Consider the following 20,986-nt stretch of genomic DNA (forward strand, 5'->3'; position numbering starts at 1 on the left):
CTGTAAGGAACAACAATAATGAATGACAGCACCTACCGGCGGATTGAAGCCAGTCCGCGTTTCCAAGAACTGGTGACCAAGCGCGGGCGCTTCGCCTGGACGCTTTCCGCCATCATGCTCGGACTCTATTCCGCCTTCATCCTCCTGATCGCCTTCGCGCCCAAGGTTCTCGCGACCCGTATCCATGCGGAAACCGCCATGACCTGGGGCATCCCCCTGGGCGTCGGTCTGATCCTTTCGGCCTTCGTCCTGACCGGCATCTATGTGCGCCGGGCCAATGGCGAGTTCGATCGGCTCAACGCGGAAATTCTCCGGGAGGTGCAGCCATGAGACGTCTTTCCCTCGCGGCCGGGCTACTGGCACTCTCGCCTTCGCTGTGGGCGGCCGATGCCATCAGCGGCGCGGTCCAGCGCCAGCCGCTGAACATCTCCGCCATCCTGATGTTCGTCGCCTTCGTCGGCGCCACCCTGGGCATCACCTACTGGGCTTCCAAACGCAATCGCTCCGCCGCCGACTACTACGCCGCCGGTGGCCGCATCACCGGGTTCCAGAACGGCCTGGCCATCGCCGGCGACTACATGTCGGCCGCTTCCTTCCTGGGGATTTCCGCGCTGGTGTTCACCTCGGGCTACGACGGCCTGATCTACTCCATCGGCTTCCTGGTGGGCTGGCCGATCATCCTGTTCCTGATCGCCGAGCGCCTGCGCAACCTCGGCAAGTACACCTTCGCCGACGTGGCCTCCTATCGCCTCAAGCAGAAGGACATCCGGACCCTGTCCGCCTGCGGCTCGCTGGTGGTGGTCGCCCTCTATCTGATCGCCCAGATGGTCGGTGCCGGCAAGCTGATCCAGCTGCTGTTCGGCCTGGACTACACCCTGGCCGTGGTGCTGGTGGGTATCCTCATGGTGCTCTACGTCCTCTTCGGCGGCATGCTGGCCACCACCTGGGTACAGATCATCAAAGCCGTGCTGCTGCTGTCCGGTGCCAGCTTCATGGCCTTCATGGTGATGAAGCACGTCGGCTTCGACTTTAACCGCCTGTTCGCCGAAGCCATCGCCGTGCATCCCAAGGGTGAAGCCATCATGAGCCCCGGTGGTCTGGTGAAGGATCCGATCTCGGCCTTCTCCCTGGGTCTGGCGCTGATGTTCGGCACCGCCGGCCTGCCGCACATCCTGATGCGCTTCTTCACCGTCAGTGACGCCAAGGAAGCGCGCAAGAGCGTGTTCTACGCCACCGGCTTCATCGGCTACTTCTACATCCTGACCTTCATCATCGGCTTTGGCGCCATCCTGCTGGTCAGCACCAATCCGGCCTTCAAGGACGCCGCCGGCGCCCTGCTGGGCGGCAACAACATGGCGGCGGTGCACCTGGCCAACGCCGTGGGCGGCAGCATCTTCCTCGGCTTCATCTCGGCGGTGGCCTTCGCCACCATCCTGGCGGTGGTCGCCGGTCTGACCCTGGCCGGTGCCTCGGCGGTCTCCCACGACCTCTACGCCAGCGTGATCAAGAAGGGCAAAGCCAACGAGAAGGACGAAATCCGCGTTTCCAAGATGACCACCGTGGCGCTGGGTGTGGTCGCCATCGCCTTGGGCATCCTCTTCGAGAAGCAGAACATCGCCTTCATGGTGGGCCTGGCCTTCTCCATCGCGGCCAGCTGCAACTTCCCCATCCTGCTGCTCTCGATGTACTGGAAGCGTCTGACCACCCGGGGCGCCATGATCGGTGGCTGGCTCGGCCTGATCACCGCGGTGGCCCTGATGGTGCTCGGCCCGACCATCTGGGTGACCATCCTCGGTCATGCCAAGCCGATCTACCCCTATGAATACCCGGCGCTGTTCTCCATCGCCGTGGCCTTCATCGGCATCTGGTTCTTCTCCATCACCGACAAGTCGGCGGCTGCCGAAGAGGAGCGGGCACGCTTCTATCCGCAGTTCGTGAGATCCCAGACCGGCCTGGGTGCCAGTGGCGCTGTGGCCCACTGACAGCCAGCTGCGACAAGACCAAGCCCGGATCTCTGATCCGGGCTTTTTTGTGCGCTGGCACCTGGGAGGCGGCGAGGGCGGGCAGGGTTAGCTGACGACGTCGGGATTTTCCGCCGCTGGCGCAGGTCCATGGAATAAGCCCGTCGCTTCGTATCATCCTGTTACGGCGGCGGTCGACCCTTGGCCTTCATGGAGAATGGCAGATGACTCTCTCGACCATCCTGGTTCTGGTGCTGCTGGTCCTGCTCATCGGCGGACTTCCGGTATTTCCGCATTCGCGCAGCTGGGGCTATGGCCCGTCCGGCATCGTGGGCGCCATTCTGGTCGTCCTGCTGGTACTGCTGCTGCTGGGCATGATCTAGGCCCTGACGGCCGCCTGAAAATGCCCCACAAAGGTGCGTTGGACAAAGTTCTTGCCCAATGCGGTGCAGCGCGGTAACGTCGGCTTTCCGGCCTGCCTTGCCGAGTGCTGTAAACAAAACCGGCGTCTGCGTGAGCAGACGCCGGTTTTGTTTTGCGCGTCAGTTGGCGACCGCGCCGTCCTGGCGGCTGCGCAGATAGAGGTCCAGCACCACCTCGTCGAGGATCGACGAAGCGCCCCAGGGGCGGCTGCTGTTGAGGATGGCGACCACCACCCAGTTGCGCGCATTGGCATCCCGTACGAAGCCCGCCAGGGCCCGTACGTTGTTCAGGGTGCCGGTCTTCATATGCGCCTGACCGGTGAGCGGCGAATTCTTCATGCGCTTGCGCAGGGTGCCGTCCATGCCCGCCAACGGCAGCGAAGAGATGAACTCCGGGCCGTAGGGACTCTGCCAGGCGGCGCGCAGGATCTCGGCCATCTCCCGGGCACTGACCCGTTCGGTGCGCGACAGCCCCGAGCCGTTCTCCATGATCAGGTGACTGGCATTGATGCCCTTGCGCGCCAGCCACGAGCGGATGACCCGCAGCGCCGCCTTGCTGTCGTCCGCATCCGCCGAGGTGCGGAATTGCGCCCCGATGGAGAGGAACAGCTGCTGGGCCATGGTGTTGTTGCTGTACTTGTTGATGTCGCGAATGATCTCGACCACATCGGGCGAGAAGGCCCGCGCCAGCACCTCGGCATTGCGCGGCACGCTGCCCTCGCGGGTACGGCCCTTGATGCTGCCGCCCAGTTCCTGCCAGATGGCCCGCACCGCGCCGGCGGTATAGGCCGGGTGGTCGAGCAGCGACAGATAGCTCTGGGCGTTGCAGCCGTCCGGCAACTGGCCACTGACCACCAGGCTGGTACTGCCATCGGCCTGGGGCACCGGATTGAAGCGCACCTCCGGCCAGGCCGGGCAACCGCTCTTGCCGGTGGCGCGCATCTGGTTGTCGATGTTGACGTTGGTCAGCGGCGGATCCATGGAGACGCTGACCCGGCCATCGGCCGAGCGCACCACCATGCGCACCGACTTGAGATTGACCAGCAGCGAATCCGGACCGACCAGGAAGGTCTTGTTCTCGTCTTCGCCGTCGTCGTTGAAGGCCGGCAGATTGGGCTTCACGAAACGACCGCGATCCAGCACCAGGTCACCGGTGACTTTCAGGACGCCGTTGGCGCGCAGGTCACGCATGAGCAGCCACAGCCGCTCCATGTTCAGCTTGGGATCGCCACCGCCCTTGAGATAGAGGTTGCCGTTGAGGATGCCGTCCTTGAGGGTGCCGTCGGTATAGAACTCGGTCTTCCACTGGTAGGTGGGACCCAGCAGTTCCAGGGCGGCAAAGGTGGTGATCAGCTTCATGGTCGACGCCGGATTCACCGAGACGTCGGCGTTGTAGTAGTCGTTCTCGCCCGGGCCATCGAGGGGCAGCATCACCAGCGACAGGTCGCTGCCGGGGATCTTGTTGGTCTGCATCGCCTTTTCGATTCGCGGCGGCAGGTAGGAGGTATCGGCACTGACGGGCAGGGAAAAGCCCAGGGCGCAGCAGCTCAGCAGCAGGCCCAGAGATCGGAAGGTCTTTCGCATCGGGACACACACCTTGGCAGGGTACCGGCCTAGTTGAAGAGAAAAGGGGCCGATAGACGTCGGAGTGTGGGCATTATGCAGTAAGGAGGGAGGGGCGAGCCAACCCCGCGGGGCAGGGCGCAGATAAAGAAACGACCGCCGTGGCGGTCGTTTCCGGAAAGGTCGGGATCAGTTGTAGCCCGTGGCGTCCTTGGTGCGGTCCGGACTGTTGGGCGAAGGGGGATTGCGCCCGTCGTCGGTCTTGGCGTGTTCGGTGCGCAGGGGCTTTTCGTCCTTGGGCAGTTCGCGTTCGTCGGCTTTGCGCTTTTCTTCGGCCATGGGATCCTCGTCTACGTGATTGCCGGTCAAGGTGTGACCGGTGCAGGCGTTTCGCCGTTCCCCTGGGGCGAGGAGCGGTCGGCGAAGGCGCCGGCGCTCTGCAGCTGGCGCAGGGCGTCGCCGAGCTGGCGGGCGAAGGTTTCCTCGATGGCGGTCCCGGCCTGATGGCTGGCGGCCAGGGGCAGGAACCAGACCCCCATCCAGGTGCGTACCGAACTGGCATTGCGCACCCGGGTGGACGGAGCGCTACCGGGTGCGATCCATTCGGCGGTCAGCACATAGTCGTCCTTGGCGGTACCCGGGACGAGAAAGAAGGTGGCGCCGGTGATCAGGCCACTGGCGATGGCGGCGGCGTAGGAGGTGCTGTTGTAGAGCTTGAGGCGCAGCAGGGCGTCGTCGGGCCTGCCGGGCTCCGGCACCAGGGTGATGCGGTCGAACAGATTGGAGCGTTCCAGGACCTCGCGCAGCCGGGGCTTCAGGCCTTCGCGGGCGACGGCGATCGACGTCGCGTCCTTGGCGTCCTCGACAGTGCCGCGATAGAAGTTGAATTCCACCAGCACCTTGGGCCGCTGCGGTTGCTCGCTCAGGGGCGCGCGGAACGGCTGGGAAGAGAGTTCATCGCCGGGAAAGGCGGCGCAACCGGCGAGCAGGAGCAGGCAGAGCAGGGCAGCGAAGGTTTTCACGAGACGCACCTCATCCCTAAGTGGCGATAGCAGAGGCTGGCGGGGCCAACGTCCGCGCAAAAAAAAGCCCAACCGGGGGTTGGGCTTTTTCGAGAAGGCGGGTGATTAGATCACCTGCACCTCATCGGCCTGCAGGCCTTTCTGGCCTTGCACGACCAGGAAGGAAACAGCCTGGCCTTCTTGCAGGCTCTTGAAGCCGTTACCCTGAATGGAACGGTAGTGAACGAACACGTCCGGGCCGCTCTGGGGGGTGATGAAGCCGAAGCCTTTCTCGTCGTTGAACCACTTGACGGTGCCAGTTTGGCGAGTAGACATGGATTTCTCCTTGAATAAGATGACGTTGTTGTCCGCGAAGGACGACAGTTTTGAAACGAGGAGAAACCCATGCCGCGAAAGCTGGCCCTGATGTACTCCAGGTTCTCGACAGGTCAGCCGCTCCGTGGAGACAGCCTCACCTGACAGCGAAGGATGGTCTCAGACTGGCTTGCGCAAAACAAGACCTTTGAGCAGCTCGATGTTGACTTTACCGACCATGGTCGAAGTGCGGGCTGAAGCGGGCGAACGGTGGTTGAAGGGGGGAGGCGTGGCGCGCTCTGGCACCGGGACCGGTCGATTGTGGCAAAGGCACCGTGCTGAATCGTTTCCCGGGCACGAAAGGGGCGCCGCGCGAAGCGCTGGGCAGCACCCGGCAGGCGCACGTTCATGGGCGCGTTCAGTCTCTTCGGCCAGTGGTAGCGAAACGGTGATGGCCTGCGCAATAAGGATAATGGCCTGGTGCTATTATCTTGTTCGAATCATTACCCCGGACCGCAACGGTCCAAGGACTTACCGTGAACAATGGGCTTGAAAGCGCAGGACGCGCCTTGGGCCACGGACTCGCCGGATACCGGGTCGAGCTCCGTCGCCTGAACCTCAATGAAATTCTCGTAGCCGTCTACCACGCCCACCAGTCGATCAAGCTTACCCAGCGCATCGTGACCAATGAACAGGCGACCAATCCGTTCTTGCTGAATGCGGTGGTGGCCGCCATGCGGGTCGAGGCTGACACCGTGGGTCTGTTCATCGAGATTCCCCTCGCCGACGACTGCCTTACCGCCTGAGTCGGACGCTTGCCAGAGGCGAGCCAAAGCGATCACCAGGCATCGCCTTCAAGACGCCCGCCGCCTCCACCTGCCGTGAGGCGTTCCTCCTCAAACAGCCTGATCAGGTCTCCCGCACGGCAGTGTGCCGAGCGGTGGGGGCAAGGCCGATCGGGTCAAGATTCGCACTCACCCGGCTGCCAGCCACGCCTCGTGACCATTCAGCGACGAAGGGTCGCGACCAAGCGGTGACTCTGCTGATCGCGGTAAAATGCACCGCTTTCTACAGGAGTCTCCACTCATGGCCTTGCTGGGTCGCTTCAACAGCTTGCAGATTTTGCGCAACACCCCCATCGGTCTGTTCCTGGATGCCGGCAATGACGGCGAGGTGCTGCTGCCGCGCCGCTATGCTCCTCGCGACGAACCCTGCGCCGAGGGCGACTGGCTCAACGTCTTCCTCTACCTGGACAGCGAAGACCGCCTGATCGCCACCACCGAAAAGCCGAAGGTGCAGGTCGGCGGTTTCGCCAGTCTGCGCGTGGTGGAGGTCGGCCGGGTGGGGATCTTCCTCGACTGGGGCCTGCCCAAGGACCTGCTGCTGCCGCATTCGGAGGAGAAGCGTCCGCTGCAGGTGGGCGATCATTGCGTGGTGCATGTGCACCTGGATGCCCGGACCCGGCGGATCGTTGCCACCGCGCGCCTGGATCGCTACCTGGATCGTGAACCGCCACGCTACAAGGTGGGTCAGCCGGTACCCCTGCTGGTGGTCGAGCGGACCGACCTGGGCTACAAGGTGATCGTCGACAACAAGCACTGGGGCCTGGTGCATCGCAACGAGGCCTTCAAGCCACTGCGCCTGGGGCAGCGGGAGCGGGGCTTCATTCGCGAGGTGCGGGCGGACGGCAAGATCAGCCTGACCCTGCAGCCTCAGGGAGCTGCCGCCGGAAGCGATCTCGCCGAGCAGATCATCGGCCTGGCCAAGGCACGCGGTGGGGTCCTGGAGCTCAGCGACAGCAGTCCGCCGGCGCTGATCCATCAGCTGTTTGGCGTCAGCAAGGGCAACTTCAAGAAGGCCATCGGCCATCTCTATCGCCAGGGGCGGATCGTTATCGAGGACGACCGGATTTCTGTACGCGAGGACGCCGCTGGCTAGCGCCGCGGCGGGGTGTCAGATCGCTGTCGTGGCTGGGCTGCACCAGGGACTCGGGGTCGAAGGCGCGCGCCCGCTCGTCCGGCCCGGCTTCGCGCTCCAGATCGCCGACCAGGCGGGTGATGCGGTCGGCCAGCTTTTCCGAACTCAGACTCTCGCGCAACCGCTCGACCATGAGCGGCAGGGCGAAGGGTGAGGGATGGTCCAGCACCACCAGGCGCAGCGGCAGGGCGCCGGTGCGGATCAGCGTCTGCTGCAGGCGATCGGCATCGAGCTCCTGACGCAGGACCTCGGTCTGAGCCTGGCCGAGCAGCAGGTTGGCCGGATCGTATTGGCGAAACACCTGGTAGAAGAGGCTGCTGCTGGCCTGCAGCTGGCGATTGCTCTTGTGCGCCCCCGGATAGCCGGAAAAGATCAGCCCGGAGATGCGCGCGATCTCGCGAAAGCGGCGCTGGGCGAGTTCGGCGGCATTGAGGCTGGCCAGGGTGTCGCTGACCAGGTTGTCGGTGGTGAAGAGACTGGCATCGAGCAGCGCCTGCCAGTCCAGGCTGACCGGCGAGACCAGCTCCAGGCCGTAGTCGTTGACGGCGATGGAAAAGGTGCAGGGACGCCGCTGCGCCAGCCGCCAGGCCAGCAGGCTGGCCAGCCCCAGATGGGCGTGACGGCCGGCGAAGGGATAGAGGAACAGGTGCGAGCCCTCGCGGGATTCCAGCGTCTCGGCGAGCAGGTAGTGGGCGCTCGGTAGCGCCGACCACTGCCGCTGCACGTCCAGCAGCGGTTGCAGCAGGCGCATCTCCGGACTCTCGTAGCGCTGCGCCTCGGCGTCTTCCAGCAGCGCCAGGACGTGCTTGGCCAGGGTGTCCGAAAGCGGCATGCGACTGCCGCTCCAGCGCGGTATGGCGGCCTTGCGCCCCGTGGCGCGGCGCACGTACACCGTCATGTTCTCCACCCGCACCAGCTCCAGGGTGCGCCCGGCGAAGAGAAAGTGATCGCCGGGCCGCAGGCGGGCGATGAAGCCTTCTTCGATGTTGCCCAGCCGATTGCCACCGCCGCCCTTGGACCAGAACTGCACATTGAGGCTGGTCTCGCTGACGATGGTGCCGATGCCCAGTCGATGCCGCTTGGCCAACTGCTTGTCGGGGACGCGCCAGATGCCCTCGGCGTCGGGCTCGGCGCGGCGATAGTCCGGGTAGGCCGACAGCGAGGCGCCGCCGTTGCGCACGAAGGCCAGGGCCCAGATCCACTCGCCCTCGCTGAGGTCGCGATAGGCCCAGGCGCTGCGGATCTCCGGCAGCAGGTCATCCGGCTCGAAGCCGCCGCCCAGGGCAACGGTCACCAGGTGCTGCACCAGGACATCCAGGGGCTTGACCGGGGCGGTGCGCGCTTCGATCTCGCCCGCGGTGATGGCGCGGCGGGTGGCCGCCGCATCCAGTAGGTCGAGGCTGTAGGTGGGTACCAGGGTGGCACGCGAGGCACGGCCCGGGGCATGGCCGCTGCGGCCGGCGCGCTGCAGCAGGCGGGCGATGCTCTTGGGCGAGCCGATCTGCAGTACCCGCTCCACCGGCAGGAAGTCCACCCCGAGGTCGAGGCTGGAGGTGCAGATCACCGCCTTGAGCTGACCATTCTTGAGACCGCCTTCCACCCACTCACGGGCCTGTTTCTCGATGGAGCCGTGATGCAGGGCGATCAGGCCGGCCCAGTCCGGGCGCGCCTGCAGCAGGGCCTGGTACCAGAGCTCGGTCTGGGCGCGGGTGTTGGTGAAGACCAGGGTGGTGGGGCTGTCCTCCAGTTCGCGGATCACCTGCTGCAGCAGGCGCATGCCCAGGTGCCCGGCCCAGGCGAAGCGCTCGACGCCGCCTTCGGGCAGCAGCGTATCCACCTGCAGGCGCTTGTCCTGGCGCCCCTGGACGAGATGGCCCGGGGCGCCGGCCAGCAGCACATCCAGCGCATGGGCCTGGTTGCCGAGGGTGGCCGACAGGCCCCAGGTCTGCAATCCGGGATTCCAGCGGCGCAGACGGGCCAGGGCCAGTTGCGTCTGGGTGCCACGCTTGTTGCCCAGCAATTCGTGCCACTCATCGATGACCACCAGCCGAACCTGGCCCAGGGCCTCCTGGGCGTCTTCGCGGGACAGCAGCAGCGACAGGCTTTCGGGGGTGGTGACCAGTGCCGTCGGCAGGCGCCGATTCTGCCGCGCACGCTCGCTGCTGCCGGTGTCGCCGGTGCGCAGGCCCAGGGTCCACTCCAGTTCTTCGTCGAGTACCGGCCGCTCCAGGGCGCGCAGGGTGTCCGCCGCCAGGGCGCGCATGGGCGTCAGCCAGAGCACGGTGAGCGGCGGTGGCGCCTGCTTGCGCTTGCTGGGCAGGCCCTTGGCGGTGATCGGCTTGGGGGCGACGAAGGCATCCAGGGCGGCCAGCCAGACGGCGTAGGTCTTGCCCGAACCCGTGGTGGCGTGCAGCAGGCCGGATTCGCCGGCGGCGATGGCCTTGGCCACCTCGCGCTGAAAGGGAAAGGCCTTCCAGCCCTGGGCGGCCAGCCAGCGACTGCCTGAGCCCTTGCGCGTGCGGGGTGCGGTGGCCATCGTGGCGCTCCTTAGATCGGGTTCGAACGCCCGGTCATCTCGGCCGCCATGGCGGTGGCGTAGCTGTCGGTCATGCCGGCGATGAAATCGATCACCCGCATGAAGGCCTGGTGCAGCGTCCAGGACGGATCGGGCGCGCTGTTGCCCAGCAGGTCGAGGATGCGGCGGCTCTTGAACGAAGGCTCGCGTCCGCGGTGCTGTTCCAGGGCGGCGCCGCAAAAGGCATTGAGCAGGATTTCCAGGGTGGTGTAGGCGCCGATCTCGTGCAGGGTCTTGCGCTTGTCGTGGAAGATCTTTTCCCGGGCCAGGGCCTTGGCGCGCTGCACGCAGAGCTTGGCCGGACCGGCCATGTGCTCGACCAGATCATCACCCAGGGTGCCGGCGAGCAGGGCGTCCTGCTGGTCGACGAAGGCGCGGGCGGTGGCGTTGGTCAGGTGCTCGATGGCCTTGCCGCGCAGGATGGCCAGCTTGCGCCGCCGCGAATCCTTGGGGCCGAGCTGGCGATAGGTTTCCGGCAGGTCGTCGCCGACCAGGCCCAGCAGCAGGGCCTCGACCTCGGCATAGTCCAGCAACTCCATCTCCAGGCCGTCTTCCAGATCGATCAGGCCATAGCAGATGTCGTCGGCGGCTTCCATGAGGTAGACCAGCGGATGCCGTGCCCAGCGCTCCGGACCCAGCAGCGGCAGCTCGAGTTTCTCGGCGATCTGTTCCAGCAGCGGCAGCTCGCTCTGGTAGCAGCCGAACTTGTGCTTCTTGTAGCCGGGCGCCGCGGCATAGCGCGAGGTCCAGGGATACTTGAGGTAGGTGCCGAGGGTGGCGTAGGTCAGACGGGTGCCGCCGTCGAACTGGTGGTATTCGAGCTGGGTCAGCACCCGGAAGCCCTGGGCATTGCCTTCGAAATGCAGGAAGTCCTGGCGTTCCGCCTCGCTCATGTCGTCCAGCCAGCCGCGGCCGGCGGCCTGGGTGAACCAGTAGCGGATGGCGTCTTCGCCCGAGTGGCCGAAGGGCGGATTGCCGATGTCGTGGGCCAGACAGGCGGATTGCACCACCATGCCGAGATCGCTCGGATCGCACCACTCGGGCAGGGCGCCCCTCAGACTCTCACCCACGCGCATGCCCAGGGAGCGGCCGACGCAGCTGACCTCCAGGCTATGGGTCAGGCGGGTGTGAATGTGATCGTTGCTGGTGACGGGGTGAACCTGGGTCTTGCGCCCCAGCCGGCGGAAGGCGCCGGAGAAGATGATGCGATCGTGGTCCTTGTGAAAGGGGCTACGCCCCAGTTCATCCGGGCTGTGCAGGGGTTTGCCCAGCCGTTCGCGGATAAGAAGTGTCTGCCAGTCCAAGGCCGTCCTCGAGCTATCACCGATAAGGGGAGCGCCGGCGGTAGCCGTTCGGCGCTTCTGCGTTCTGACCTCGGCAACATACGATCATCACCGCTCAGTTGGCAAAGCCCGGCAACTGGCTGGCGTCCAAGTCGATCAGCAGCAGGCGCTGGCCGCTCTCCAGGAACTGGCTGGCGGTCAGACAGTACTGGTTGGTGGTGGCATCGCGATAGACCGTCGAAAGCGCCAGGCGTCGCTCGTTCCAGCCTTCGGCCAGCAGGGCATAGAAGTAGGGTCGCCAGGACCAGTTGTGGTTGAGGTAGCGGCGATTCTCGCGCCAGAACATGCCGTTCCATTCCAGGTTGGGGGTGATCTGGGTGCCGGTGCGGTCGCACTGGTAGATGCGCAGCAGCCCGGGAAACGCCTGGGGATCGGGCAGGGCGCTCAGGGGGCCGCCGTGTTCCGCCCAGGGCCTGAGCTGGGTGACGAAGTCGGCCAGTTGCTGGCGCAGCTCCAGCAGCCGGGTCTGCTGATCCAGCTTGCCATCGACGAAGCGGCTGCGCAGGGCGGCGAAGCGCTGCTGATGGCTGTCGCTGGTGCCCAGCTCGGCGGTGGCCTCGGCGAAGAGGAAGCCCTGGACGTAGCGCGCACCGCACTCCAGGGCGAAGTCGAGTTCGGTTTCGGTCTCCACGCCCTCGGCGATCAGCCAGCACCCGGTCTTCTCGGCCATTTGCGCCAGCGCCTTGACCGCATCGCCGCGGGTGCCACCCCGGGCCGCAGCTTGGAACAGGCGCATGTCCAGCTTGAGGATGTCCGGCTGCAGATCCAGCACCCGATCCAGTTGCGAATAGCCGGAACCGAAATCGTCGATGGCGATGCGGATGCCGAGTTCGCGATAGCGGGCGACGGCCTGGGTCAGGCTGGGCAGATCGCCAGCGGCCTCGGTGATCTCGTAGACGATTCGGCTCGGGGCGATGCCGGAGCGCTCCAGCTGCGCCAGGCTGGGCAATTCGGCGCCTTTTTCCAGCTGGCTGATCCAGCGCGGCGAGAGATTGAGGCTGAGAAACCAGTCATCCGGTGCGCTGGCAAAGCGCCGCAGCGCATCGTCCCGCAGCGTGCGGTCGAGGTGCAGCAGGTCCAGGGTCGGGGTGCCGGGATCGGCGAACAGCGGGCCGACGGAGGTGTGGCACCCATCATCCTGGCGCAGGCGCCCCAGGGCTTCGACGCCGGCGATGCGCCCGGTCGCGGTGTCGATGAAGGGTTGGAAGAAGGCAGTGGGGTGGCCGGAAAACACAGGGCATCCTTATCGTTTGAGTGGCGTTCGGCTTGACCATGCGATAAGGGTGCCAGATGACAGAATGGCTCCCGAGGGAGCCATTCTCTACCTAGCGCGGCGGTGGCAGCGGATGTTCCGCCTGCCGTTGTTCACGATGGTGAGCCTGCAATCGGTTGACGATCGGATAGAGGGCCAGACCGATGCGGGCCAGACGGCCCACCGCGCCCAGGCGTTTGCCGAACAACGACAGGAATACCGTGGCGCCGAGCATCAGCGGCTTCTTCGCCGAGCTGGCGACCTTGTCCCGATTCGGCCGCACCAGATCGCCGATGAGGCTGATGGGGTTGTGCAGGGGCTGGGCGTTGTAGATCAGCTGCTGGCGATACATCTCCATGCGCAGCCGGACCAGTTCCTTGCGCTTGGCCTGGCTGGTGGCAGAGGTAAGCGGCTGGTTCATGGCAGTAGGCGCTCCCGGTTGCGGTTGAGTTCTTCCAGGGTGGCATGGAAGGGCGCGGCGCCCTTGACCAGGCTCAGGGCCCGCAGGATGCAGATCGCCAGCGCCACGGCATAGAAGGCGCACAGGCCCAGAGTCGCGGCCATGCGATAGGTATCCCAGAAGGCGATGATGACCGCCGCCGAGACGCCGACCAGCACCAGCAAGCCGAAGATCAGGCTCAGGCCGGTAAAGAGGAACAGCTGGAAGGTCCGGACCTTCTCTTCCTGAACCTCGATGCCCAGCAGTTCCAGATGGCTCTGCAGTAGCCCTACCACCGCGCCGGCGAGACGCTTGACCGATGGCTTGGGCGCCTCGTCAGGCAGCTCCCGTGGAGGAGAGGAGGTGTCCATGGCAGTCCCCCAGGTTTAGCGGCGCGAGGCCAGCAGACCGATCAGGAAGCCGACGCCGGCAGCGATGCCCAGGGCCTTGAAGGGATTGTCGACCACGTACTCCTCGGTGGTCTCCTTGGCCGCGACGCCCTGGCGATAGAGATCGTCCTGCTTGGTCTTGAGGACGTCGCGGGAGCGTTCGAGGCTGGAACTCAACTTGGCGCGCAGCTCGTCCGCCTGCTCACCGGCCATGCTCGCGGTGTGCTTGAGCAGCTGCTCGGCGTCTGCCAGCAGGGTGTGAAATTCGTCGGTCAGTGCCTGCTCGGCCTCGCCCAGATGACGACGGACCCGGTCAGCGTTCTGCTTGTGTGCCTGCTCATCGATGTCAGCGGCAAGCTCGTCTTTGATCACGGGAGGGGTTTTGTCGGTCATGGCGCGCTCCTGGTAGGCGATGGGTATCCGTTTCAGCCCTTTCGAGTGAGCGCCTGGAGCAAAGGTTCCACCGGCCAGAGCCATCCCGGCACGAGCCAGGCGCCTCTATAAGGTGGCCAGGCATGGCACCCGAAACGCAGCCCAAGGCGGACGAATGGTCATACCTTTTCGATTCAGCCTCGCCAAAAGTTCCGTACCTAATACGGATTAGAAGAGCTGGCTCACAAAATCAGGCGCTAGCGCCATTGCTCGTCTTATTCAAGTAAGACGCAAGAACTTTGCTGTTTCTATCACTGTCAGTTGCGTCGTATTTGATCGTCCATGCACTTCTAGACAAATAAGAGGGGGAAGAATGGAAAACGCCATAGATAGACTGACTGCCGCTTTCAGTACTTATAAATGCTCGGTTACGGCGCCTCGCCCTGACGGCAGTATTGTGCTGACGGTGCAGGATCAGCAGTGTGACGATGCGCGGGTGAACCGGGTGGTCAGCGCCCGGCAACTGGGCGAGAGCCAGCTGTTGAAAACGGTGATCGACGAGGTGCGCAAGGACGTGTCGCTGCGGGCCGGTGCGCTGGCGCCGCAATCCATGGCGGTGCTGCGGGCCACGGGCGCCAATATGCTGAGATATTCCGAGTAACACCACGGCTTCAAAGCTTCAGCGCGAGACTTGCAGTACGGATGCCCTCGGCATTCGTTGGTCTCGGACGTTGAAGATTAAAAGATGGCAATCAAGTAGTTAGGGTTAATCCCGCAACGCCTTCGTTAGCTCTTGCACTTCAGCAGACGGCATCCCGCGCAGGGAAGTTGAGTCGCAGGCAGCTGGTACATGGGGCAGGCGACGTCCACCACTCCCCAGGACGGAAAGCCCTGTCCGGCCTGCACGGCAGCCAGCCGCGCATTGGCGATCACACCATTGAGCAGCTCTTCTTCCCGATACAGCGCCTGGCGCAAGGTCGGCGAGCGATAGAGGATGCGTCCGCACCTGTCCAGCAGGGTAAAGGAAAACCGTCCGGTACGATCCGGCAGGGTCGGCCAGACCTTGAGCGGTGCCAGCTGTTCGTCGAGACGGGCGCAGGTCAGCTGATACAGCGAGGTGGGCGCCGGCTGCCGCTCGGGCGCCGCCGTTTCCAGACTGTCGAGCAGCGGAGCGGCGTTCGCCGCCTGCAAGAGACGAGGGGTGGAGCCTTCCATGGTATGCATAGCGCGGATCCCTGCTCAGTTCGCGACGGTCAGACGGGGCGCACCGCCAGTGCCACCGGCCAGCAGGGCCGTGACGCCATGGCCCTCGTCGATGGCGATACCCAGCCGGATGCTGTCGATCAGGCGCGCGAGGCGGGTGTGGTCATGCAATTGCTGCTTGCTGATCAACCGCTTGACCTTGACGCCGCTATCGTCGGACAGCGTCAGGCTGACGCTGCCGTCGAGGCGTTCGATGCGGAAATTGACCCGAAAGTCTTGCTCGAAAGCCGCGGCGATGAGTTGGAAAGGGTTGTCCATGACGTACCTGACTGGCGTGAGCGGGGTCAGTGCCATTGACTTCCAGGGGCGGGGGTAGTTCTGGAGGAGATCCCAGAAGTATGACCGACGGCCCGTTTCAGCCGCTCACCTGAAGTTCGCGCTCGCTCCAGCACTGGGCGAAAGCCGCTTGCCAGTCGGGTAGCGGCTGCCCCAGCACCGCTGCCAGCTTTTCGGTGGACAGCCGCGAATTGATGGGGCGATGCGCCGGGGTAGGGTAGGAACTGCTGGGGATCGGATTGAGACGAGCCTTCAGCTGACCGGTCTCGCGCAGGCGCTTGGCGATCTGCTCGGCGAAGCCGAACCAGGAGGTGGTGCCGTTGGCCGTCAGGTGATAGGTGCCCCAGAGGCCATCGTCCTGGTTGCTGTGGGCCAGCAGGCGCTCGGTGGCGTCGGCGATGGTCCGGGTCCAGGTGGGTGCGCCGATCTGGTCGTCGACGATGTTCAGTTCGTCGCGCTCGCTGAGCAGCCGCACCATGGTGCGCAGGAAGTTGTTGCCCTGCCAGGAATAGACCCAGCTGGTGCGCAGGATGAGGTGGCGTTCGGCGTGTTCGCGCACGGCGTTCTCGCCAGCCAGTTTGGTCCGGCCATAGACATTGAGCGGACAGGTCGGATCCTCTTCCCGGTAACGGCCTTCCCTGGTGCCATCGAAGACGTAGTCGGTGGAGTAGTGGACCATGGGGATGCCCAGCTGCTGCGCCGCCCGGGCGAAGACCTGGGGCACCCGCTCGTTGATCAGGGTCGCGGTCTCGGCGTCGCTCTCCGCGGCGTCCACGGCGGTATAGGCGGCGGCATTGATGATGACATCGGGCTTTGCGGCCAGGACGCGGTCATGGAGCGCGTCCAGCTGGGTGAAATCCACCTGGGCCCGGCCGATGACGGTTACCTGGGCCTTGGTGGCCAGCAGTTTTTGCAGCGCCTGAGAGAGTTGGCCGTGTTGACCGGCGATGAAGACGTTCATGTGACTGAGCTGATTCCAGAAGGGCTGGCGCGTCCATGCCTGATTGACAGGGTGGGCGTCGCCACGACAGCCCTGAGCAAAAGCAGGCAGTCTACCCGATGACCGGCAGAGGACAAGGCTAGCCTTTGGCCTGCCCTCTGTCCTGGCTGTCGGCTCTAGCCTGCGGGCTGCCTCCGGCTACTGCCCTCGGCAAGGTGGCGCGAAAATTTGTTTCACGAATACTTGACAATTGTGCGACGGCTGACAGGTCTCCGTTGGTCATTTTCATCCGGAGTTGTGCACAAGTTGTGCTAGCGCTTGTCAAGCCCTCTTTCGCCCGGAGTTTTGCCTGCCGGAAATCCTGCTTTTAAATTAAGTTGTTGATTATGTTGAACTTATTAAAGTGATTAAAAAATGATCAACTTGTTTGAGGAGCCCGCAGAGCAAGGCTCCGGGTTCTTTTCCACCATGTTTTCAACAAAGTTATCAACAGAAGCTGTGGATTGTTCCGTCTCGCTGGGCCTCGGCAACCTTAATCGACGCTGAACGAAAGACCGGTCGGCAGCGTGCTCAGCCGCCCCGGTTTCGCTCAACCGGACAAGGCCAGTTGACGGCTCAGCAGGGCACGCAGCGAAGCCGGCTTCACCGGCTTGGGCAGGAAGTCCAGGCGCGCCTGGCGCACCTTGTCCAGGCATTCCGGGCGGCCATCGGCACTGATGACGATGCCGGGGATGTCCTGGCCCAGGGTCTGGCGAATCCATTCGGCGACATCCGGGCCGGTGTCGGCATCGCTCAGGTGGTAGTCGACGATGAGCAGCCGCGGCACCACGCCCTGGGCGAGCAGGGCCGCGCACTCCTCGCGGCTGCGTGCGGTCCAGACCTGGCAGCCCCAGCGGCCCAGCAGGCTGCGCAGGCCGAGCAGGATGCTGTCTTCGTTGTCGATGCACAGCACCGGATCGCCGGCCAGGGGCTGGGCCGCCTCGCTGGCGGCTGCGGCCTGGATGGCCAGGGCGGGGGCCAGGGGTACCTTGACGCTGAAGACGCTGCCATGGCCCGGCCAGGAGCGTACCGAGAGTTCATGACCGAGCACCCGGCAGAGACGGTCGGCGATCGCCAGGCCCAGGCCCAGGCCCTTTTCCGCGCGGGTCTGGTGGCTGTCCAGCCGCTTGAATTCCTCGAAGATCAGCTCGAGCTTGTCCGCCGGAATGCCTGGGCCGCTGTCCCAGACTTCCAGGCTCACGTGCTGGCCCTGACGGCGCACGCCGAGCAATACCCGGCCGTGGGCGTATCTCAGGGCGTTGGTGAGGAAATTCTGCAGCACCCGGCGCAGCAGCTTGCTGTCGCTGTTGACCACCAGGCGGCTGCTGCGGATGCGCAGGCTGGTGCCCTGATTCTGCGCCAGGGCCTTGAATTCGACGCCCAGGGCTTCGAACAGGGTGGCCAGGGAGAAGGGCGCCGGCGCCGCCAGGATGCGCCCGTTCTCCAGGCGCGAGATATCCAGCAGATCGGCGATCAGGTCTTCGCTTGATCTGAGGGCGCTGTCCATGTTGCGCACCAGTTCCTGGGCTTCCTGGGCCAGGCCGTCCTGGTGGGCGAGGGCGGCGGTGAACAGGCGCGCGGCGCTCAGAGGTTGCATCAGGTCATGGCTGACCGCGGTGAGAAAACGACTCTTGGACTGGTTGGCCGCTTCGGCGTGAGCCTTGGCTTCCTCCAGGGCCTGGTTGAGCTGGGACAGTTCGCGGGTGCGTTCCTCGACACGCTGCTCCAGGCCCTCGTTGGCTTCGCGCAGGGCGCGTTCGGCCTCGCGGAAGGCGGTGATGTCGGTAAAGCTCATCACGAAACCGCGTCCGGGCATGGGGCTGCCGATCAGCTCGATCACCCGGCCATTGGGAAAGGTCCGCTCCGAGGTGTGGGGAATCCCCTGGCGCATCCGCTCCACCCGGCGCGCGACGTGCTCGTCGGGATCGCCCGGGCCACAGAGCCCGCGCAGGGCGTTGTAGCGGATGATCTCGGCGATGGGGCGACCGACCTGGATCATGCCGTCGGGATAGTCGAACAGCTCCAGGTAGCGCTGATTCCAGGCCACCAGGCGCAGCGACTGGTCGACCACGCTGAGGCCCTGGGAGATGTTCTCGATGGCGCCCTGCAAGAGCGCCCGGTTGAACTCCAGCACCTCCGAGGCTTCGTCGGCGATGCGCACCACGTCGTCGACCTGCATGTCGCGGCCTTCGATGGCGGCCTTGACCACCGCGCGGGCGGAAGAGGCACCGATCACCCCGGCCAGCAGCCGCTCGGTCTGGGCGATCCATTCGCTGTTGGCGTTCATCCCCGGGTGATAGGTCAGGCCGCTCTGCTCGGCGAAGCGGCTGAAGCTCAGGCGGGCGCGCTCGTCGCCGACGAAACGCGCCGCGAGCAGCCGCAGGTCTTCCAGCTTGACCGCCAGCAGGGCGCGATTGCGCGGTCGGGGCAGGGCGTACTGGGCGATGAAGCGCCCGGCCTGCCAGTATTCCGAGACCCGGGTGCGCGAGAGCAGCGACACCAGGGCGAACAGCAGGAAGTTGCCGGCCAGGGAGACCAGGGCGCCGACGGTGGTCGGTTGCAGCGTCCGCTCCCCCGCGGGCTGCTCGAACCAGGCGAGGCCGGGAAAGGCCTCCAGTGACCATTGCAGACTGGTGGCCACCACCGGCAGCACCATCAGATAGCCCCAGAGCAGGGCTCCGGCGGTGAGACCGGCAAAGACGCCGCGGCGATTGGCGGCCTTCCAGAACAGCGCCCCGACCATGGCCGGTCCGAGCTGGGCGATGGCGGCGAAGGCGATCTGGCCGATGGTGGCCAGGCTGGCGTTGGAGCCCAGCAAGCGATAGCTGCAATAGGCCAGGACCAGGATGACCACGATGCTGGCGCGGCGCACCGTGAGCATCCAGTGGCTGAACACCGCATGGGGACTCTCGACCTGACCGCGGCGCTTGAGCAGCCAGGGCAGCACGATGTCGTTGGAGATCATGGTGGAGAGGGCGACGCAGGCGACGATCACCATGCCGGTGGCCGCCGAGGCGCCGCCCAGAAAGGCCAGCAGGGCCAGCCAGGGACGCTCCTGGGCCAGCGGCAGGCTGATGACGAAGGAGTCCGGCAGCACACCGCCGGGCAGGTGCAACTGGCCGGCCAGGGCGATGGGGATGACGAACAGCGCGGCCAGCGCCAGATAGAGCGGAAACACCCAGCGCGCCAGGTTGACGTCCCGGGTGTCGGTGTTTTCCACCACGGTGACGTGGAACTGGCGCGGCAGGCACATCACGGCGATGAAGGCCACGCCGGTCTGGATCAGCAGCCCCGGCCAGTCCAGGGTTTCGCGCCAGTATTCCTGCAGTTGCGGCGCCTGCTGCGAGCGGGTGAGCAGATCGGTGAAGCCGTCGTGCAGGCCATAGGTGACCCAGAGGCCGACGGCGATGAAGGCGGCGAGCTTGACCAGGGATTCGAAGGCGATCGCCAGCATCATGCCGCGGTGGTGCTCGGTGACGTCCAGGTTGCGGGTGCCGAACAGGATGGCGAAGACCGCCAGCACCAGGGAGACGAACAGCGCGGTGTCCTGGGCGCGGGTGCTCAGGGACTCGGCATTGATGCCGGTCAGCAGGTTGACGCCGATGACGATGCCCTTGAGCTGCAGCGCCAGGTAGGGCAGAACGCCGACCAGGCAGATCAGCGCGACGACGATGGCCAGCGTCTGCGACTTGCCATAGCGGGAGGCGATGAAGTCGGCGATGGAGGTGATGTTTTCCTTCTTGCTGATCAGCACCATCTTCTTGACCAGCTGCGGCGCCAGCAGCAGGAAAAGGATGGGGCCCAGGTAGATGGGCAAAAAGGACCAGAGCTGGTCGGCGGCCTGGCCGACCGCGCCGAAGAAGGTCCAGCTGGTGCAGTAGACGGCCAGCGACAGGCTGTAGACCCAGGCCCGCAGGCGCGGCCTGAGCGGGGGCCGGCGATCGCCATAGAAGGCGATGGCGAAGAGCAGGGCCAGATAGCCGAGGGTAACGGTGATGATCAGTCCGCTGGGCAGGGACATGGCGACTCCAGACGTTCCAGGCGCCCATCGCGCCCGGACAAAGTGTCGCACCTTGGGGTGCCAGACGTCAGTTCTGGTGCGTTGGGGGATGCCAGTGGGTTGAGCCGGGCGGCCGGCCCTGTTAGGTTGGCGGGCTGATTCAAGAGCGAGAGACCGTCATGTTCCAAGCGCAGCCCATTTCCCTGCAACGTGGTGCGCTGCGCCTGGACCCCCTGGCGGAAGGCGACGTCCTGGAGCTGGTCAGCCTGGCCGAGCGCAATCGCGAAGCGCTGCACTACCTGAGCGGGCCCCTGCGTCCGGACTGGTATCGCCAGGCCCTGGCCGAGCAGCGCGAAGGACGCGCCTTGCCCTTTGCCGTGCGCATCGCCGACCGGCTGGTGGGCACCACCCGTTTCGCCGACTTCCTGCCGGCGCTGCCCGCCGCCGAGATTGGCTGGACCTGGCTCGACAGCGAGCAGCATGGCAGCGGACTCAACGGCAACATCAAGTACCTGATGCTGCGCCATGCCTTCGAGCACTGGCAGCTGGTGCGGGTGCAGCTCAAGACCGCCGCGACCAATCTCCGGTCCCAGGCCGCCATCGAGAAGCTGGGGGCGGTCCGCGAAGGCCTGCTGCGCCATCACCGGCGCCTGGCCGACGGACGTCTGGACGACACCGTGATGTACAGCATCACCGATCGCGAATGGCCCGAGGTGAAGGCGCGTCTGGAGGCGTCCTTCAACTAGCGGTGGCTCCTCGACTACCGTTCGTCGGCAGCCGCCGGCAGCGGTAGGGCGGCACCCCCTCTGCGTCGCTTATCTGGCGCCGGTAATCCAGCGTAGCTGTCTTCCCGGGCCAA

The 20,986-nt window shown here is 65.3% G+C and carries 21 protein-coding genes; 7 read left to right on the top strand and 14 right to left on the bottom strand.

Going from position 1 to position 20,986, the window contains the following annotated elements; translation table 11 throughout:
- Positions 1-18: 18 nt before the first annotated feature.
- The 3 genes from QKY98_RS14635 to QKY98_RS14645 all read left to right on the top strand — a co-directional run bounded on the left by QKY98_RS14635 (position 19) and on the right by QKY98_RS14645 (position 2,344).
- On the top strand, positions 19-330 hold the full coding sequence (locus QKY98_RS14635; RefSeq protein ID WP_027602746.1) for a DUF485 domain-containing protein: 312 nt from the start codon (positions 19-21) through the stop codon (positions 328-330).
- Entirely contained in the window at positions 327-1,982 is a 1,656-nt protein-coding gene (locus tag QKY98_RS14640) for a cation acetate symporter (RefSeq protein WP_037007224.1), read from the top strand. Before QKY98_RS14635 ends, QKY98_RS14640 begins: the two co-directional genes overlap by 4 nt.
- A gap of 203 nt (positions 1,983-2,185) precedes the next feature.
- The gene (locus QKY98_RS14645; protein WP_007159093.1) at positions 2,186-2,344 is read left to right on the top strand and encodes a DUF3309 family protein; all 159 of its coding nucleotides are present in this window, start codon (positions 2,186-2,188) and stop codon (positions 2,342-2,344) included.
- 159 nt (positions 2,345-2,503) lie between these two features.
- Here the strand turns inward: QKY98_RS14645 and dacB are convergent, their stop codons facing one another.
- From dacB to QKY98_RS14665, 4 genes are all read right to left on the bottom strand, one after another.
- Complete coding sequence (gene dacB / locus QKY98_RS14650) at positions 2,504-3,967, bottom strand: D-alanyl-D-alanine carboxypeptidase/D-alanyl-D-alanine endopeptidase (protein ID WP_284671135.1); 1,464 nt, start codon at positions 3,965-3,967, stop codon at positions 2,504-2,506.
- A 168-nt stretch (positions 3,968-4,135) separates the two neighbouring features.
- Entirely contained in the window at positions 4,136-4,285 is a 150-nt protein-coding gene (locus tag QKY98_RS14655; RefSeq protein WP_007159091.1) for a hypothetical protein, read from the bottom strand.
- Between the two features lie 26 nt (positions 4,286-4,311).
- Entirely contained in the window at positions 4,312-4,968 is a 657-nt protein-coding gene (locus tag QKY98_RS14660; protein WP_267397903.1) for a hypothetical protein, read from the bottom strand.
- A gap of 105 nt (positions 4,969-5,073) precedes the next feature.
- Positions 5,074-5,283 carry a cold-shock protein gene (locus tag QKY98_RS14665; protein ID WP_007159089.1) on the bottom strand — a complete coding sequence of 70 codons (210 nt, stop codon included), beginning with the start codon at positions 5,281-5,283 and terminating at the stop codon, positions 5,074-5,076.
- A 515-nt stretch (positions 5,284-5,798) separates the two neighbouring features.
- Here QKY98_RS14665 and QKY98_RS14670 point away from each other — a divergent pair.
- A complete protein-coding gene (locus tag QKY98_RS14670; RefSeq protein ID WP_267397895.1) occupies positions 5,799-6,068 on the top strand; it encodes a hypothetical protein in 270 nt (89 codons plus the stop codon).
- 280 nt (positions 6,069-6,348) lie between these two features.
- On the top strand, positions 6,349-7,200 hold the full coding sequence (locus QKY98_RS14675) for a CvfB family protein (RefSeq protein WP_007159087.1): 852 nt from the start codon (positions 6,349-6,351) through the stop codon (positions 7,198-7,200).
- On the opposite strand, the gene QKY98_RS14680 is transcribed toward QKY98_RS14675, so the two are convergent.
- The 6 genes from QKY98_RS14680 to QKY98_RS14705 form a co-directional block, all read right to left on the bottom strand.
- Positions 7,154-9,775: a ligase-associated DNA damage response DEXH box helicase gene (locus tag QKY98_RS14680; protein ID WP_284671136.1), complete on the bottom strand. Its 2,622-nt coding sequence runs from the start codon at positions 9,773-9,775 to the stop codon at positions 7,154-7,156. The genes QKY98_RS14675 and QKY98_RS14680 overlap by 47 nt on opposite strands.
- An 11-nt stretch (positions 9,776-9,786) precedes the next feature.
- Positions 9,787-11,118, bottom strand: coding sequence for a deoxyguanosinetriphosphate triphosphohydrolase (locus QKY98_RS14685; RefSeq protein WP_284671137.1), 1,332 nt, complete (start codon positions 11,116-11,118; stop codon positions 9,787-9,789).
- Between the two features lie 94 nt (positions 11,119-11,212).
- A complete protein-coding gene (locus tag QKY98_RS14690) occupies positions 11,213-12,391 on the bottom strand; it encodes an EAL domain-containing protein (protein ID WP_284671138.1) in 1,179 nt (392 codons plus the stop codon).
- A gap of 91 nt (positions 12,392-12,482) precedes the next feature.
- Positions 12,483-12,830, bottom strand: coding sequence for a hypothetical protein (locus tag QKY98_RS14695; protein WP_027596850.1), 348 nt, complete (start codon positions 12,828-12,830; stop codon positions 12,483-12,485).
- The gene (locus tag QKY98_RS14700; protein WP_037007225.1) at positions 12,827-13,219 is read right to left on the bottom strand and encodes a phage holin family protein; all 393 of its coding nucleotides are present in this window, start codon (positions 13,217-13,219) and stop codon (positions 12,827-12,829) included. Before QKY98_RS14700 ends, QKY98_RS14695 begins: the two co-directional genes overlap by 4 nt.
- A gap of 15 nt (positions 13,220-13,234) precedes the next feature.
- A complete protein-coding gene (locus QKY98_RS14705; protein WP_037007227.1) occupies positions 13,235-13,630 on the bottom strand; it encodes an ElaB/YgaM/YqjD family protein in 396 nt (131 codons plus the stop codon).
- Between the two features lie 352 nt (positions 13,631-13,982).
- Here QKY98_RS14705 and QKY98_RS14710 point away from each other — a divergent pair, with 352 nt between their 5' ends.
- Positions 13,983-14,270: a DUF3509 domain-containing protein gene (locus QKY98_RS14710; RefSeq protein ID WP_007159080.1), complete on the top strand. Its 288-nt coding sequence runs from the start codon at positions 13,983-13,985 to the stop codon at positions 14,268-14,270.
- 125 nt (positions 14,271-14,395) lie between these two features.
- Here QKY98_RS14710 and QKY98_RS14715 read toward each other — a convergent pair whose 3' ends face one another.
- The 4 genes from QKY98_RS14715 to QKY98_RS14730 all read right to left on the bottom strand — a co-directional run bounded on the left by QKY98_RS14715 (position 14,396) and on the right by QKY98_RS14730 (position 20,148).
- On the bottom strand, positions 14,396-14,833 hold the full coding sequence (locus tag QKY98_RS14715) for a hypothetical protein (RefSeq protein ID WP_027596848.1): 438 nt from the start codon (positions 14,831-14,833) through the stop codon (positions 14,396-14,398).
- 15 nt (positions 14,834-14,848) lie between these two features.
- Positions 14,849-15,130 (bottom strand): DUF3509 domain-containing protein, encoded by a 282-nt coding sequence (locus QKY98_RS14720; protein ID WP_007159078.1) that lies wholly within the window; start codon positions 15,128-15,130, stop codon positions 14,849-14,851.
- A gap of 97 nt (positions 15,131-15,227) precedes the next feature.
- Positions 15,228-16,109 (bottom strand): dTDP-4-dehydrorhamnose reductase, encoded by an 882-nt coding sequence (rfbD, locus tag QKY98_RS14725; RefSeq protein WP_284671139.1) that lies wholly within the window; start codon positions 16,107-16,109, stop codon positions 15,228-15,230.
- Positions 16,110-16,677: 568 nt separating this feature from the next.
- The gene (locus QKY98_RS14730; protein ID WP_027596846.1) at positions 16,678-20,148 is read right to left on the bottom strand and encodes a hybrid sensor histidine kinase/response regulator; all 3,471 of its coding nucleotides are present in this window, start codon (positions 20,146-20,148) and stop codon (positions 16,678-16,680) included.
- A gap of 158 nt (positions 20,149-20,306) precedes the next feature.
- On the opposite strand from QKY98_RS14730, the gene QKY98_RS14735 reads away from it, so the two are divergent.
- A complete protein-coding gene (locus tag QKY98_RS14735; RefSeq protein ID WP_027596845.1) occupies positions 20,307-20,873 on the top strand; it encodes a GNAT family N-acetyltransferase in 567 nt (188 codons plus the stop codon).
- Positions 20,874-20,986 lie beyond the last annotated feature (113 nt).

This window comes from Pseudomonas sp. HR1 (assembly GCF_030175875.1).
Taxonomy (GTDB): Bacteria; Pseudomonadota; Gammaproteobacteria; order Pseudomonadales; family Pseudomonadaceae; genus Chryseomonas; species Chryseomonas oryzihabitans.